The organism is Mesorhizobium sp. M7D.F.Ca.US.004.01.2.1 (genome assembly GCF_003997785.1).
GTDB classification, from domain to species: Bacteria; Pseudomonadota; Alphaproteobacteria; order Rhizobiales; family Rhizobiaceae; genus Mesorhizobium; species Mesorhizobium loti.
Genome location: NZ_RZRQ01000142.1, coordinates 1 through 14,747, shown reverse-complemented (window position 1 = coordinate 14,747; position 14,747 = coordinate 1). Strand labels below are relative to the sequence as shown.

Genomic DNA, 14,747 nt, shown 5'->3' with positions numbered 1-14,747 from the left:
CGGCTCTGCCCCTCACCCTTACCCTCTCCCCGTTCCGACGGGGAGAGGGTAAGGGTGAGGGGCAGAGCCGACTCGCCGCGATGGCAGTAGCCTGGCTCGCTTCCATTTGAGGATTTTCCGATGCCCTATAGTCCCGCCGAAAACCGCTACGAGAAAATGATCTACAACCGCTGTGGCCGCTCCGGCCTGAAGCTGCCGGCGATCTCGCTGGGGCTATGGCACAATTTCGGCAATGACACGCCGCACAAGACCAAGCAGGCGATCGCGCGCAAGGCCTTCGATCTCGGCATCACGCATTTCGACCTCGCCAACAATTACGGTCCGCCGCCCGGCTCGGCCGAGACCGCTTTTGGCGAGATCCTGCGCACCGACTTCGCCGCCTACCGCGACGAGCTGATCATCTCGACCAAGGCCGGCTACGAGATGTGGGCCGGGCCCTACGGCGAATGGGGCGGGCGCAAATACATGCTTGCCAGCCTCGATCAGAGCCTGAAGCGGATGGGTCTCGACTATGTCGACATCTTCTATTCGCACCGTTTCGACCCCGACACGCCGCTGGAAGAGACCATGGGCGCGCTCGACCATGCCGTGCGCTCGGGCAAGGCGCTCTATGCCGGCATCTCGTCCTACAATTCGCAGCGCACGCGCGAGGCCGCCGATATCTTGAAGCAGCTTGGCACGCCTTGCGTCATCCACCAGCCGAGCTATTCGATGCTGAATCGCTGGGTGGAGGAAGACGGCCTACTCGACACGCTCGAAGGGCTCGGCGTCGGCTCGATCGTGTTCTCGCCGCTGGCGCAAGGCATGTTGACCGACAAGTATCTCGGCGGCATTCCCGACGGCAGCCGTGCTTCCCAGGGCAAGTCGCTGAAGACAGCGTTCATCAACGACAAGACCATCGCCAACATCAAGGCGCTTGACGCCATCGCCGGCAAGCGCGGGCAGACGCTGGCGCAGATGGCGCTGGCCTGGGTGCTGCGCAAGGGCAGGGTGACCTCGGCGCTGATCGGCGCCAGCCGGCCGGAGCAGGTCGAGGACTGCGTTGGCGCGCTTAAGGTGCTCGACTTCAGCGATGCCGAACTCGCCGAGATCGATACCTATGCGCGCGAATCCGACATCAATCTGTGGGCGGCTTCGGCCGAGCGCAAAGGCCCGCCAAGGAAATAAGCCCGCTCGATAAGCCGGCAAAACAAAAACGGCGGGACCTCCCGCCGTTTTTCATGTGAAGGCAAAGTGGCCATGGTTCAGGGCGTCTTCGGCTTCTGCGCCGTCCCCAGTCCCGGCTTGGGTTTGGCAGGCGCCGGGCCAGAGGTTTTGATCTTCGTCTCGATCCAGCCGGTGTAGTTGGCGAGCCGCGTGTAGATGCCGTAGGCGTCCTTGTGGCCGCAGGCCGCACTGCCGTCCGCCGGGCCTTCGCCCCAGCTGACGACGCCGACCTGGACCGGGCCTTCGGCACCGGTCATGAACAGTGGGCCGCCGCTGTCGCCGTTGCAGGCATCTCGCACGCCGCTGGTGGTGCCAGCGCAGATCATGTTGCCAGTCAGCGGGTCGGTCATGTCGGCTGCGATCGCATTGGCGGCCGCTTCGATGCCTTTTTCCGAATAGCGCATACGGCGGGACAGATCACCAAGTGCGGCCTTCAGATCATGCGCATAGATGGCCTTGATGCCGCTGTTGCAGGCGGTGTTCGGCTGGAGATCAAGGTCGGCAACCATCAGCGTGGTTGGAAAGGTGCCATCCTGCATCTTGCCCCAGCCGGTGACCGTCGTCTTGCCGGTGTCGGGCGTTGCGTCATGGGTGACCTTGATGGTCGGCGCATCGGCCGGCTCGGCAAGTCGGAGCAGGCCGAGATCATTGTCGAGCGTCTGCTCGCTGTAGCCTTCATTGACGATGACCTCCACCACCTTGTGGCGCTTGCCCTCGCTGAGCTCGGTGGCGCCGGTCAGCACGGTGACGGAGTCTGGTGAAATCGGCTGGCCATTGTCGTTGAGGCAGTGTGCTGCCGTCAGCACCCATTGCGGGGCGATCAGGCTGCCGCCGCAGAATTGGGCATTGGCCTGCGAGGCCGGGTTCTCGTCCAGCCTGTCGGTGGTGAGCAGCGCGACCTGGAACGGATAGGCACCCTTTTCGGCCTGGTTGCCGCCATAGACGCGATCGGCGCCGCCGGGATTCTCCGCCGCGGCCTTCGCCCTGGCTTCCGTCACGCGTTTCATTGGCGAGACCGCTGCCTCCGGTCGGGCGGCGCCTTCGTCCGCCTGGGCAGTGTTGGCGGCCACAAGGGCCGCAGCGATGCCGAGCAAAGACGCGGCGGCGATCGGCCTGAACCGATGGATGATGTGCACCTGAAATCCTCCTGGGACATGTTCTCGAACGAGCCAGCCCTGGCGCATGATCAACGAAACAGTCGCCGGCAAGCAGGCGTTGCTTCGCGGATCGCGTTCCCTTGCGGAACCCACTCAAAACCCTATAGCCCCCCACGGGCTACGTGGAAGCGATTTGTCATTCCAATGTTGTATTAATTTAGGCAATATATCCGCGCGGGTGTCTTTGGCGGGGGCCTTCGACAGACCGCATGGGGTGATGATCAGGTTCAGGCGCCGGTAACCAAATTCATTTTTCGACTTCACCACGATCTCGACAATATTTCTGTATTTTGATCCAGTCCTTGCTGACTTTTGGGAGAGTCTCACCATGACAAAACTGACAAACGCACTCATTGCGTCCGCATTGCTTTCCACCGCAATGTGGGCCGTCCCGGTTTTCGCCGCCGATCCTGGCTCCGCCAGTGCCGGCAATGGCGAAAGCATGCGGGACGCGACTTCAGGCGATTACAAGCCCGGGCGGGCAAAGCCAATCGCACCACCGCAGCTGACTGACGAAGACAATCGCGCCGCGCCGATTACCGACGAGGCAGCGGCTGTCAAATCCTATGGCATCGTCGGACGGTCCGCCGATGGCAAGGAAATCAAGATCGAGCCGAGCGAAGCGCTGCGGGACCTCATCATCAAGGAACTGAACGCGCCGGCCAATGGAACCGAAGGTGGTCCGCGCAAGACAGAAGATCCTGACCTTGGTGAAGGCGAAGCCGGCCGCCAGGTTTTCGGCGCCGACGATCGCGAGCAGGTCAAGAATACCGAGACTTATCCGTTCTCGGCAATCGGCTATCTCGAAGCCAAATCGCCGAAGACGGGCAGCTACGGCAGCTGCTCGGCAACACTGATCGGCCCGCGCACGGTGCTGACCGCAGCGCACTGCCTCTACAGCCATGAGGACAAGGACTGGCTCTCCGAATATCTGTTCGTGCCTGGCCTCAACGGCAGCACTGCCGATGACGCACCGTTCGGCGCCTTCACCTTTGAAAGCGCCTATGTGCTGCAAGGCTTCATCGACAACTACCAGGGCTATTATGGCTCGGTGATCCCGTGGGATCTGGGCATCATCACGCTGAAGCAGGATGTCGGCACCAACCTCGGCTGGCTGGGCTATGCCAACTATGACGATCTCGGCGACTTCACCGCCAACCTCGTCGGCTATCCCGGCGACAAGCCGATGGGCACGATGTGGAAGGCAAGCTGCGAAGTGCATGCCGAGAACATCGCCCCGGAATATTTCCAGTACGACTGCGACACGTTCCCGGGGTCGAGCGGCAGCTCGGTCTACGCCTATGACAACAACTCCAAGCAGCGCATCATCACCGGCGTCAACGTGGCGGAAAGCCCCGACGCGAACACCGCCGTGCGCCTGAATGCTGCCAACATCCAGTGGATCAACAGCCTGTATAAATAGTCGCCGCGCATTCGCGGCGGAGACAAAGGCGGCGGAGCAATCCCGCCGCCTTTTTTCGTGCCGATGCTTCCTGCGCTGCTTCTCTTGCACGAGGCCGGCTCGCCGACTACGCTTGAGGGGCCAAGGGGTTGGCATCCAAAGGGGTTTTTGGGATGGCGCGGGCAAAAGCAGTGTTCGGGATCGCGGCCGCATCGATGCTGGTCGCGTTGGTGCTTTCGCCGGCCTTTGCCGATCCCATACCCGCCCCTGCCAGCGGTGCCTGGGCGGAACGGGTGCAGATCCTCTACCAGGCAGACACGCGCTCGGTGCTGCGCCGGACCGTGCGGGTGTGGGACTTCCACCCGGAAAAGAACCTCGACTTCGTCTGGGAGCCGGCGGCGGGCCAGTCGCCTGACCGGACGATTGCCGAAGACGGCACCATCAATGGCAAGGGCAGGCTGGTGTGGCGAGTGCGCGGCTCGGCGAGCTATGATCCCAAAACCATCTATTCCAGCTATTTCGGTGACATCAGGAGTGGCCGGCCCGACGGGCAAGGCCGGCTCGAGCTGCGCTCCGGCGAGGTTTTCGACGGGCATTGGCTTGCCGGGAAACTCAACGGAAAAGGCGCCCATGTCGATGCCGACGGCAATCGCTATGAAGGACAGTTCGTCGCCGGCGTGCCGAATGGCGAGGGGCGGTTGTTGTCAAGGACCGGAGAGATTTTTGTCGGCTCATTCGTCGACGGCTTGAAGAACGGCAAGGGCCGCACACGGCTGGCCGGCGGCACGGTCTACGACTCGCAATGGGCAAGGGGCAAGGAGGTTGGCGGCTCGCGTCCCGACATGCTGGCCGATGCCAGGGTCGGCGGGCTCATCAAGGCGCAGACCGGTGGCGGCGATGCCGACAAGGTCGAGATCGGCGTGGCGGTCGACCAGCGCATGACCCAGCAATCCGACATGCAGTACCAGCATCTGGTGCGTGACGAAGACATCGCGATCTATCCGCAGTCCGACCAGTACAACGACAGCTGGAGCGGCACCGGCCAGGTCGCCACCGGCAATGTCTATGAAGGCTCGGATTGGGGGGATGCGCCGGCCTTTGCCGAAGTCGATCTCAAGACCACTGACCAGTCCAAGGTCAAGCTCGACAGCTTGGAGATGAAGGTCGCCGCCAGCGATGCGTATCGCAAGCCGATGCTGTCGATATCGGAGCATTTCGGCTGCGTCGGCTTCCGGCCGGATTTCTCCATCATCAACAACGGCTGGGGTGACGCCAAGGACATGAAGATGTCTATCCAGTTCACCGCGGTTGACGACGAGGGCAATCCGACCGGCAAGCCAAGCCGCATGTACAGCAAGGACATCGGCAGTTTCGGCGACGGTGTCGACGTGTCGGTCAAGAGCGTGCTCACCGAGGCCGGCGTCGACACGGCCGGCCTGGAGACGGGGCGTTTTCCCTGTCCCTCGGTGGACAGTCTCAATGTCTGCCGCAGCCAGTTGACCAATAAGGTTAAGTTCGGCGAGGTCGCCGATTATCTCGGCAATATGCAACAGGCGATGACGCTGAATGCGATCGGCAAGTTCGACTATTCCTGGTCGGATGACGAAGGTCATGTCTACCAGCAGAGTGAACCGTTCCGCGCCTCCATTACCGTGGCGGTCTTCGAGACGCCGGAATCGATGGCCGAATGCGGCGACGGCGGCGGCGGCACGCCGGAAGCGATGCGCTACCAGAACATCGAGTTTCCGATCGGCAAGCATGACTACACCATCCCCATGCCGGTGCGCGGCAACAAGAAGATCAGCGCCTATACGGCGCGGCTGAAGATGTGGTCGTCAATGTCGTCGATCCACCGCTTCAGCATTGCCGCGCATTTTGCCGATGGCAGCGTGCGCGAGAGCAAGCCGGTCACCTTCTTCTATTTCCGGCCGAAGCAGTCGCTGTTCGAGACCAAGACCGAGCCGGCAGCCTGCTATTTGCCGCGCGATATGGTCGGTTGCGGCTAGGCTATTTCCTGCCCATCTCAAAATAGTTGGGCAGCGGAATGAGCCTGGTGAAGATCGTGCCCTGGGCGAAGACGCGCAGTTCCAGCATCGATCCGGACGACCGTTCGGCGCTCTGGTCGAACAGAAAATTGCCGAGCGAATAGAGCTCCGCCACGTCGCCGCCGGCCAGCGGGACGATCGCCTCGCTCGACACATGTGGGTGACTGCCAACGATGGCTGAAGCACCGCGCAGCCGCATCTGGTCGGCAAGCATGTCTTCACGTTCCGACGGTCCGGTCTTGTACTCGCGGCCCCAATGGACGAAGGCAACCACCGGCCGCCCGGCATCTTCGTGCAGTAGCCGGTCGAGCAGGGCAGGGGTGATAAGGTCGGTGTTCTTGGAGCCGTTGGTGTCGATGTCGGTCAGGCCGACAAGATCGAGATCGGCGAGCGCTAGCGTCTCGCCCTGGCCGAAGTGAGGAATGCCGGCTTCATCCAGCGCGCGCAGCGTCTCCGCATAGCCTGACGATCCAAGATCATAGGCGTGATTGTTGGCGAGCCCGACGCCGGCGACATGCAGCCGCTTCAGCATGTCGACAGCTAGGCCTTGCGGCATCGCCAGCGTCATGTCGTCGATCGCTTCCGGCACGTTGGGCAAGATGACGCCTTCGAGGTTGACGATCAGCGGCCGCGATCCGGTCAGGGCCAGAACGCTGTCGACGATCCGGTCGGCAACGCCGTCGCGGACCAGGATCTTTTTCATGGCACGGCCGAAATTCACATCGCCGGCGAGGTAGTAGATCCTGTCCTTTGGCCGTGCCGGATTGTTGAAGCCGGGGCCGAAGGTGCCGAACAGCGCCACCACATAGCTGGTGGTCCGCTCGACATAGTCCGACGTATGTTCCTGCGAATTCTCGTTGGCGACGACCAGCGGCTGGGCGCCGAACAGCTCGCGCTGCAGCCTGGTCTGGATGTAGAGCGCGCCGGCGGAATCGGCATGATCGGGCTGGCGAAGTGCTGCTATGCCGTCGAGCGAACCGGCGGCCAGCATGTTCAGTGACTGCTGGTCGAAGCGCCTGGAGTCATGCTGCGGCAGATAGTGCGAGAAGTCGGTGGATTCGACGATCAGTGTGTCCTTGTCGACAATCGGCTTCAAAGCCTCGGCCAGCCTGTCCCAGTCGCCGCGGCGCGCCTTGACCGACATTGCCACCGGCACGATTTTCGCCTCGGGGAAATAGTGATGCAGGAAGGGCAGCATGGCGCGCACGCCATGCTCCTTGTCGAACAGGCAGGACTCTTCGACCATGTCGCTGTTCGTCTCAAGCCGCCGCACGGCGTCGGTGTCGGCCGCCACCGGGCCAAGCACGGTATCGAAGCTGCGCAATGAGGTGGCGTAGAGTTTGTGCGTCTTGTGGAAATGGTCCGGCGACAGGATGACGATGCGCTTGTAGCGGAAGCCGGACGCCGCCCGGAAACCGAGCGCCACCAGATCGGCGGCCAGAAGATGGTGCGGCACGGTGATGCCGGTCAACCGCTGGTTGGATGGCTCGACATCGGCGACGCTGGCGATGGCATCCTTGAACAAAGTGGCGTCGTCGTAGAAGGGCGGAAAGTTATCGGTGCCCAGTGGGCAGACGACAGGCGCGGCGTGTGCCGCGCCGCTGACAATCAACGAAAAGGCGATAGTCGTCAGCAGGCGGGCAATCATGGCTCGGCGAGCACAATATTCTCTACGCCGCCGACATAGTAGAACGGCTTTTGCTTCGACGACGTCAGCCGCACCACTTCGCGCGAAATATAGTCGGCAAGGCCGAACAGCGTGACGCCGCCGTCCGAAGTCCTGGCCTTGCCGCGCAAGCCTTCAAGGATCGAATAGGTGAAGACGCCGTGGCCGAGTTCCGGCAGTTCGGCGGCAGTGTTGTTGGCGGCGGTCGCCGAAAACACCACGATGCGTGCGTCCTGCGCGTCTTTTTCCAGGCGTGGATTGAATGCGTTGGCGGCATGGCAGGTGTCGAGCAGCATAAAGCGCATGCCTTTTGCCCGCTCGACCGACTTCTGGATGTCCGACCAATGGACAAGCGACGAACGCTTCCAGCGCTCGGCATCCTGTTTGCGGCCGTCGGTCGGGATGAAATAATAGTCCTCGTCGATGTTGATGCCGTGGCCGGCAACGAAGATGATGGTGGTGTCGTGCTCGCCCGGCCGGTCGAGGAAATCGGCGAGCTGGTCGTCGATCGTGTCGGAGTCGGGCTCCATGATGTTGTCGGCACTGGCGACGGCGTAGGTCTGCTTGGCCTTGTCGGGGCTCTCGTCGAGCGCCTCGCGGTTGACCAGAACCAGCGTTTCCATCGACGAGAACAGCGGCGCCGATTTCTGCGAGATCACCTTGAGGAACTCGGTGGCGTCATCGACGGGGTAGCGCAGGTCGCAGGCGCGGCCCGAACAGGCATCGGTCAGGAACGGATATTTGTCGACGCCGATGACCGCGACATAGAGCTTGCCCTTGGCCTCGGCCTTCTCGGTCTTTCTCGCCAGTGCCGTCACGCTGCGTTCGGTCAGATAGCCAAATTCGTTGGTGCCGGTGATGCGGATGGTGTTCTCGCCGTTCTCGACCGGTATCTCGACAATGGTGCTGTTGCCATCCACCGAGCGGGCGGTGACGTCGCCGACATTGCGGCTGTTCGACAGGATCGAGAAGCCGGCGACATCCGTTCCAGCTTCCCTGGTGCCTGATATTTCGACGGCGACATAACCGTCGCGGACCTTGCTCTGGTCGTCGGCGAGGCGGATGGCGAACTCCGGCGGCTTGCGCTGCAGCAGCTTCTGCAACTCGTTGTCGACGCCCGGCCGCATCTCCTTGATCGCCTGTTTGGCGCTGCGCAGGATGATTGCCCGGCGCACCATTTCCGGGCTCCAGAGGTATTTCTTCAACTGGCCCGCGCGGATGAAGCGGCCTTCATGGTCGCGGCCCTGGTTGACCTGCCAGCCGATCAGCTTGTCGCCCTCGTCGGAAGAATAATAGTAGCCCTGCGGCATCCAGACGATCCATTGCGAGCCGGCAAAGAACATCGACACGATCAGCTCATGCGTCTTCAGGTTCCACAGCCTGAGCGTCTGGTCGGCGCTGCCGGTGACGAGCAGGCCAGCCTTCTCCGAAGCGACCATGGCGTTGATCTCGCCGGTATGGCCGGTGAACTCGCCCGACACTTTCGCAGTCGCGGTTCTGTATTCGATCAACGTGCCGTCATTGCCGCCGGTGATCAGGCCAAGGCCATTGTCGATCAGCGTGTAGGCTGAATGGTCAAAGCCGTTGGTGGCGTCGTTCTCGATGCCGCGCACCATTTTGCCGCCATTGACGATCTCCAGCACGGCATTTTCCAGCGCGTCCTTACCGCCCGCCGTGACGCGCAGCGACCACTGGCCGTCGGCCAGCGTGGCACGCGCAAATGAGGCTGGCTCCGTCAACGGCTGCGGATCCTCGAAGAACCGTTCGGTGGTCGGCAGCGCCAGTGTGTTGTCCAGCACGCCCTGCTGTTCGGGGCAGGCCACGCGATCGGGACAAGGGTTGGCGTTGCCCCAGGCGATGACGTCGTTCGCCGCATCGATGCCGACCGCGGTCACCGGTTCGCCCATTCCCTGCAACAAGGCCTTACGCTCACCGGTCGCGGGGTCCCAGACCTGGATGGCGTTGCGCGTGCCGCCAGCCGTCGCCACCAGCGAGCCATCGGCATTGGCGGCGCTGGCATAGACCGTGCCGTCATGGCCGGTGTAGTCGAGCACCTTCTCGCCGGTGTCGGTGTTCCAGACGATGGAACGGTGCTTGTCGGCACAGCGATAGCCACAGGAGGCGACCAACCGCGACCCCTTGGCAAAGGTCAGCGAGCCGATGAGGAAATCCTGCGTCGGCATGGCGCGCACCAGCGTGCCGTCAGCAGCCCGCGAGAGCTGTACCAGCCCATCCTTACTACCGGTGGCAAACAGGCTGCCGTCCTGCGAAACGGCCAGCGCCATCACGCTGATGTCCCGCAACGGCTCGACTTCGTCAGGCAGTGCGATCTCTTCGCCCTTCACGACGTCCCAGAGCCGGATGCCGTTGTCGGTGGTGGTCGCTGCCAGCCGGGTTCCCGCGGCGGCGAAAGCGAGCTTGTCGATGTGCCAGGAATCGGCGTCGAGCTTCTTGTCCAGCGTCCAGCCGCTCGCGGATTTCTCGTCTGGTCGCCAGAGATAGACGACGCCGTCGGCGCCACCGGCAGCCAGCGTCTTGCCATCGGGAGAAAAAGCGAGATCGTAGGTCGCGTAGTCGGCGGCCCTGAGCACCGCCTTCATCTTGCCTGTGGCGAAGTCGAACAATCTGATGTCGCCATAGGGCGGCTTGTCACCAAGGCTGGCGCCGAAATAGCCGCCGGCGGCGATCGTTTTGCCGTCGGGCGAGATCGCGACCGCGAAGATCTTGCCGTCGCTGCCATTGCCGAGATAGCCGCGAATGGTGCGTAGAGTCACTCCGCTCTGCCAGTCCCAGACACGGATGGTCTTGTCATTGGATGCCGAGACGATGTCCTCGCCATCAGGCGTAAAGGCGAGGTCGGTGACCTGCGCACTGTGCCCACCGGTGTCGAGATCGAGGTGGAAATCCGGTGCGTCCTCTGCACGGGCCGCCGAGCTCGCAATCAAAGCCCCGGCCATGGCCAGCCAGCGACAGGTGCGCATCAGGCGGAGGCCGGGTTTTCTCATCGCTATTTGGCTTCGGCCGTGGGCGGCCCATTGCGCACATAGACCTCGATTGCCGAGGCGAAAGTGGGGGAACCCGCCTTGCGCTGCTTGTCGATGTAGCCGGCAAAATAGCTCCAGAAGGAGACGGCATAGTCGCGGAAATAGGCGTCGGTCACCTTGCGCGAACACAGGTCGCCGTCGACGCAGAAGGACAGGCGGTTGAGAAAATAGACGATGCGGTCGAAATTCTCGCCGAAATCGGCGAGCGGCATGTCGCCCCCGGAGGCGGTCATCGCCTCGATGCCGATCCGTTGCCGGAACACCTGCTCCTCGGTCGGCGAGGGGTTGGCGCTGAGCAGATTGTCATATTTGGCGTTGAGGGCCGTCAGACGATCCTTCAGGGCACGCTGCGCCTGCTGGTAGTCCTTGTTTTCCCAGAGTTCGACCAGTGACATGGTCTGCTCGACGCGCTTCTGCTCCTGGTTGGCCAGGAACTGATAGATCGAGAACATCAAGGTGAAGATGATGGCGAGACGAACTGCCAGGCCCGACCAGGCATAGATCAGCATGCGCCAGTCGCGGTCGGTGAAGGGATTGCTCTCCTTCTTGATCTCGTGGCTGCTCGGCCACGGAAAACCTTCGGTGGTTTCCGGCAGCGCCGGTTTGCCGGCCGGCGCCTTTGCGGGTGCGGCGGCTGCTGTTTGCCTGGTGTTGCCCGTCGGTTTCTTCATCCGCAGGTGTCCAGTTCAATGGTGGCGGAGGGATCCAGCACGATGCCTGGCGCCTCCAGCTTCTTTTTCAGGCATTGCAACTGCAGGCGCGAAATCATGAACTGTACGTCGGGCTCCGCCGCCCCCTTGTTCGGTGACGGCAAGGCTTCGACGACGCCGCGCGAGGCGCAGTTGCTGAGATCGACGACAACGGCGCCACTGCTGCTATTGGCGATCTGGTCGTACTGATCGAGAAAACACGTCGCCAGTTCCGAGTTGGTGACGATCTGCTTGACGCACAGGCCGCAGGCCTCGTCAGCCGAAGCGTTGGCGATCAGCAACAGGCTGCCGGCAAGGCCGGTCACCATTCCACGCCAGGAAAACACAGAATTCTTCACAATCGATCCTATCCGTTTCATCCGACCGTCATGCGCCAAGGCTGCGGCCGGGAATGTTCTCATATCGCACCGATCGCGCAAGAGCCGGCGCAACATGGCCGTAAGGCTTTGGCGCCGGCATCCGCTCAGGCGCGTGGTACCGTTTCCATCGGGAAGATCATCACCGCGCCTTTCGGCCCACTCTTGTCGGCAAGTCGCATCACCGAGCGGGTTGCCGGCGCCATACCGAGATCGGTCAGCATGTCGGAGAAGCCGGAGGAGCCTGTTCCGCGTGTCGCCGAGGCGACGCCGTCCTGCGCCAGGAAGCCCAGATCCTCCTTCTCGCTCTCCGGCGGCGCCTCGGTCAAAACCGCTATCATCCGTTCCATGCCGAAGCTGGTGTCGGTGAAGGCCAGCAGCCCCTCCTCGAGCGTGGCCTGCGGGGCGAGGCGTTCGGCAACGATATGAGTGATCGAATAGTCGCTGCCGACATAGAGCACGTTGATGTCGACCAGAAGGTCCGAGCTGTTCTTGGCCAGCACATGCACTTCGTCGCCCGGCCAGACGCGCGGCACCACCGAAGCCTGCAGCGGTTCGAGGCCATCCTTGTCGCGACGTTTGACCTGGAACTGGACGTCGACGTCCTCGGGCTTGTAGTCGGAGGCCGCCGCCAGCCGCGAAAGCCCGGTGGCGCGGAAGATAGTGCGCAGGTTCCTGGTTGTTGCCTCGGCCAGCTTCTGACGGTCATCCATGTGGATGATGATCAGCGGCGGCTTGCTGCCGTCCTTCAGGGTCACGTCGCCCGACGCCGGCAGGAACCACAGCGCCGGCTTGTCGGTCGCATCCTTGGCGGCGCCGGGAACAGCATTCTCGCGCATCACCGCAAAGCGAAGCTCGGCACTTTTGCCGGGCTCGACCAGCTCGATGTTGAAACCCGTCTCCTTGGCCGTGGCCAGTTCGTCGAGAACCGAATTGACCAGCGCGGTTTCCTTCTCAAGTCCCTTGATGGCAGCCGGACGCGCCACGACGAGCTTGTAGTCGACGGCGATCTCCGCCACCCGCGCATAGGCATTGGCGGGAATGTCGGCGACTTTGAGCGCCGGCTTCTTGTCGAACTCGACCGGCTTGACGCGGCTTTCCAGGTTCTTGGCTGACTGCACTTCGAGATAACCGACCGCGTCGGAAAGCGGCGACAGCGCCGAAGGCAGTATGGCGAGCTTGCTGCCGGGGGTGAGGCGGTGCAGCAGCCCGGCGCCGATCGTCGCCTCGCCATCTTTGATGACGACAGGCCACTGCATGACCGCGTCGGTCTTGTCGGTGCCGAACACCCGCGCGTCGAGTTCGCCTTCGAACAGCGGCGTCGGCCGGGTGCGGCTGTCGGCCGAATATTGCTGGAGCACGGCCTGGCCGAGCTGGCGATAAGTGACGTTGGGATTCTCGGCCAGTTTCGACAGAATGGTGAAGGTGAACAGGCCGAACCGGGGCGCATCCGCCGTGCCCTTGGGCAGCGGCATTTCCGGCGTCGTCTCCACCGTCTGCGCGGCATAGAAGGCGACCAGCTTGCCCTTGGTGATCGGTTCGCCGCCGGTCGGGGTCAGGGTGAAGGCGGGCTTGCGCGTGCCGTTGTCGTCGACGCCGCGCGAGCCGGCTGCCGAGGTCACCTCGTCATAGGCCTTGATTGCAGTGGCCCGCTCCGCCTCGTTGCCGCCGACCAGGTCGGCGAACTCGACCTTGCGCTCCATCTCGTCATCGACTTCGACGGCGCGGGTCGCAGTGCCGGAATGGCAGCAGTCGAACACGGCCCAGACGAAGGCGCCCTTGTTGCGGATGGCGTCGAGCGCGTCGCCGATTTCGTTGTCGACCAGCGCGTTCGGCACGCCGGCATCACGGTTGATCCACTTTTCGATGTCGACGGGCAGGAAGATCTCGTCGAGCCCGTCTGTCTCATCGCCCTTGACCCTCTGCGGTTGCTGGGCGCCATGACCGGACAGATGCAGGTAGACGAAATCGTCGCGCTGCACCTTGGCTGCGAGGTCGGCGAGTGCCGCCTTGATTGCCGCATGGGTCGGCAAGCCTTTGGCGCCGGGCACATCTTTGGCGAGCAGCGTAACGTTTTCCGGCGCGAACCGCACCGGGTCGGGCACGTTCTTCAGGAGATACTCGTGCACCAGGCCGGCATCGTTCTTCGGCCCGATAAGCCAGTTCCTCTGCGGCAGGGCAGGATATTCGGTACAGGCCACCAGCAGGGCATGGTAAGTGCGCGATGCGGCCATGGCCCGGAACGACACCATGCCGGCCATCGTCACCGCGGACGTGCCGACCAGCAGCGTCCGCCGCGTCAATTTGATCATGATTGCTTCCCCAAGCCCGATCGAATTTCCAAGCGCGGCAACTCTTGCCGAAGATTTTGTCAGTATTTTGAATGTTGCATCGGAGAGCAACCTGCCTGTTATCCCAATCCGGTAGATGATAGCGGTCTCTTCCGGGCAGATGTTGGAAACAGTAGCAAAAATGCCTGTTCGTCGCTATCTGGGTGGGACAGGGATCGTTTGCGCGCGGAAATGATGCGCGAGCGACGCAAGACGAGTGGATCAGGACCATGGCGGCAAGGGATGTGCTGACGAAGAACCAGGTGTGCGTGCTCGAAAAGCTTGAGGCCGCTAGCGGCCCGCTCAGCGCCTACACCTTGCTTGACCAACTGCGCGAGCGGGGCTTTCGTGCACCGCTGCAGGTCTATCGGGCGCTCGACACGCTGGTGAAGTCCGGCTTTGTGCATCGGTTGGAAAGCATCAACTCCTTCGTCGCTTGTGCCGAGCCGCACGACCACAGCCACTCGATGACCGCTTTCGCCATCTGCGACACATGCGGGCAAGTGACCGAAATGTCCGACCACGATGTCGGCCACCGGCTGGACGAATGGGTGCGCTCCACCGGCTTCGCCGCCAAGAAGGCGGTGATCGAGTTTCGCGGGACGTGTGCCAAGTGCCTGGCGGAGGCTGCCTAACGCCCCTCTTGAAGGGTCCTTAGACCCGCACCAGAGAAAATCAATATCAATATGGAGCGGACGGATAGCCTAGGCTCAGGACTCATTGATCAGAGCCAGAAGATTACGGCTGCAGCGATACAGATCGCGGACATGAAGGTGTGGGCGCAGCGGTCATAGCGGGTGTGGATGCGCCGCCAGTCCTTGAGCCTGCCGA

The 14,747-nt window shown here is 62.6% G+C and carries 10 protein-coding genes and 1 pseudogene; 4 read left to right on the top strand and 7 right to left on the bottom strand.

Annotation, left to right across the window (positions count from 1 at the left end; all coding sequences use genetic code 11):
- Window positions 1–120: 120 nt before the first annotated feature.
- The gene (gene mgrA, locus EN993_RS19515) at window positions 121–1,167 is read left to right on the top strand and encodes an L-glyceraldehyde 3-phosphate reductase (RefSeq protein WP_126070562.1); all 1,047 of its coding nucleotides are present in this window, start codon (window positions 121–123) and stop codon (window positions 1,165–1,167) included.
- 77 nt (window positions 1,168–1,244) lie between these two features.
- Here the strand turns inward: mgrA and EN993_RS19510 are convergent, their stop codons facing one another.
- Window positions 1,245–2,342 (bottom strand): trypsin-like serine protease, encoded by a 1,098-nt coding sequence (locus EN993_RS19510; protein ID WP_127264569.1) that lies wholly within the window; start codon window positions 2,340–2,342, stop codon window positions 1,245–1,247.
- A 349-nt stretch (window positions 2,343–2,691) separates the two neighbouring features.
- Here EN993_RS19510 and EN993_RS19505 point away from each other — a divergent pair, with 349 nt between their 5' ends.
- Both EN993_RS19505 and EN993_RS19500 read left to right on the top strand, forming a co-directional pair.
- Complete coding sequence (locus EN993_RS19505; RefSeq protein WP_127264568.1) at window positions 2,692–3,786, top strand: serine protease; 1,095 nt, start codon at window positions 2,692–2,694, stop codon at window positions 3,784–3,786.
- Window positions 3,787–3,956: 170 nt separating this feature from the next.
- Window positions 3,957–5,771: a hypothetical protein gene (locus tag EN993_RS19500; RefSeq protein WP_245468915.1), complete on the top strand. Its 1,815-nt coding sequence runs from the start codon at window positions 3,957–3,959 to the stop codon at window positions 5,769–5,771.
- A gap of 1 nt (window position 5,772) precedes the next feature.
- On the opposite strand, the gene amrB is transcribed toward EN993_RS19500, so the two are convergent.
- The 5 genes from amrB to EN993_RS19475 form a co-directional block, all read right to left on the bottom strand.
- The gene (gene amrB / locus EN993_RS19495) at window positions 5,773–7,458 is read right to left on the bottom strand and encodes an AmmeMemoRadiSam system protein B (protein WP_127264566.1); all 1,686 of its coding nucleotides are present in this window, start codon (window positions 7,456–7,458) and stop codon (window positions 5,773–5,775) included.
- Window positions 7,455–10,481 carry a caspase family protein gene (locus tag EN993_RS19490; RefSeq protein WP_245468914.1) on the bottom strand — a complete coding sequence of 1,009 codons (3,027 nt, stop codon included), beginning with the start codon at window positions 10,479–10,481 and terminating at the stop codon, window positions 7,455–7,457. Before EN993_RS19490 ends, amrB begins: the two co-directional genes overlap by 4 nt.
- Before the next feature lie 2 nt (window positions 10,482–10,483).
- Window positions 10,484–11,191, bottom strand: coding sequence for a hypothetical protein (locus tag EN993_RS19485; RefSeq protein ID WP_127264565.1), 708 nt, complete (start codon window positions 11,189–11,191; stop codon window positions 10,484–10,486).
- A complete protein-coding gene (locus EN993_RS19480; RefSeq protein WP_245468916.1) occupies window positions 11,188–11,538 on the bottom strand; it encodes a hypothetical protein in 351 nt (116 codons plus the stop codon). Before EN993_RS19480 ends, EN993_RS19485 begins: the two co-directional genes overlap by 4 nt.
- Before the next feature lie 155 nt (window positions 11,539–11,693).
- A complete protein-coding gene (locus EN993_RS19475) occupies window positions 11,694–13,898 on the bottom strand; it encodes a caspase family protein (RefSeq protein ID WP_127264563.1) in 2,205 nt (734 codons plus the stop codon).
- A gap of 248 nt (window positions 13,899–14,146) precedes the next feature.
- Here EN993_RS19475 and EN993_RS19470 point away from each other — a divergent pair, with 248 nt between their 5' ends.
- On the top strand, window positions 14,147–14,551 hold the full coding sequence (locus tag EN993_RS19470; RefSeq protein ID WP_127264562.1) for a Fur family transcriptional regulator: 405 nt from the start codon (window positions 14,147–14,149) through the stop codon (window positions 14,549–14,551).
- An 89-nt stretch (window positions 14,552–14,640) separates the two neighbouring features.
- Here the strand turns inward: EN993_RS19470 and EN993_RS19465 are convergent.
- A pseudogene (locus EN993_RS19465) lies at window positions 14,641–14,747 on the bottom strand (IS5/IS1182 family transposase); the annotation flags it as partial.

Coding starts and splice junctions, on each gene's coding strand:
- mgrA (WP_126070562.1), top strand. CDS start 121: ATGCCCTATAGTCCCGCCGAAAACCGCTACGAGAAAATGATCTACAAC.
- EN993_RS19505 (WP_127264568.1), top strand. CDS start 2,692: ATGACAAAACTGACAAACGCACTCATTGCGTCCGCATTGCTTTCCACC.
- amrB (WP_127264566.1), bottom strand. CDS start 7,458: ATGATTGCCCGCCTGCTGACGACTATCGCCTTTTCGTTGATTGTCAGC.
- EN993_RS19490 (WP_245468914.1), bottom strand. CDS start 10,481: ATGAGAAAACCCGGCCTCCGCCTGATGCGCACCTGTCGCTGGCTGGCC.
- EN993_RS19485 (WP_127264565.1), bottom strand. CDS start 11,191: ATGAAGAAACCGACGGGCAACACCAGGCAAACAGCAGCCGCCGCACCC.
- EN993_RS19480 (WP_245468916.1), bottom strand. CDS start 11,538: ATGGTGACCGGCCTTGCCGGCAGCCTGTTGCTGATCGCCAACGCTTCG.
- EN993_RS19475 (WP_127264563.1), bottom strand. CDS start 13,898: ATGATCAAATTGACGCGGCGGACGCTGCTGGTCGGCACGTCCGCGGTG.
- EN993_RS19470 (WP_127264562.1), top strand. CDS start 14,147: ATGGCGGCAAGGGATGTGCTGACGAAGAACCAGGTGTGCGTGCTCGAA.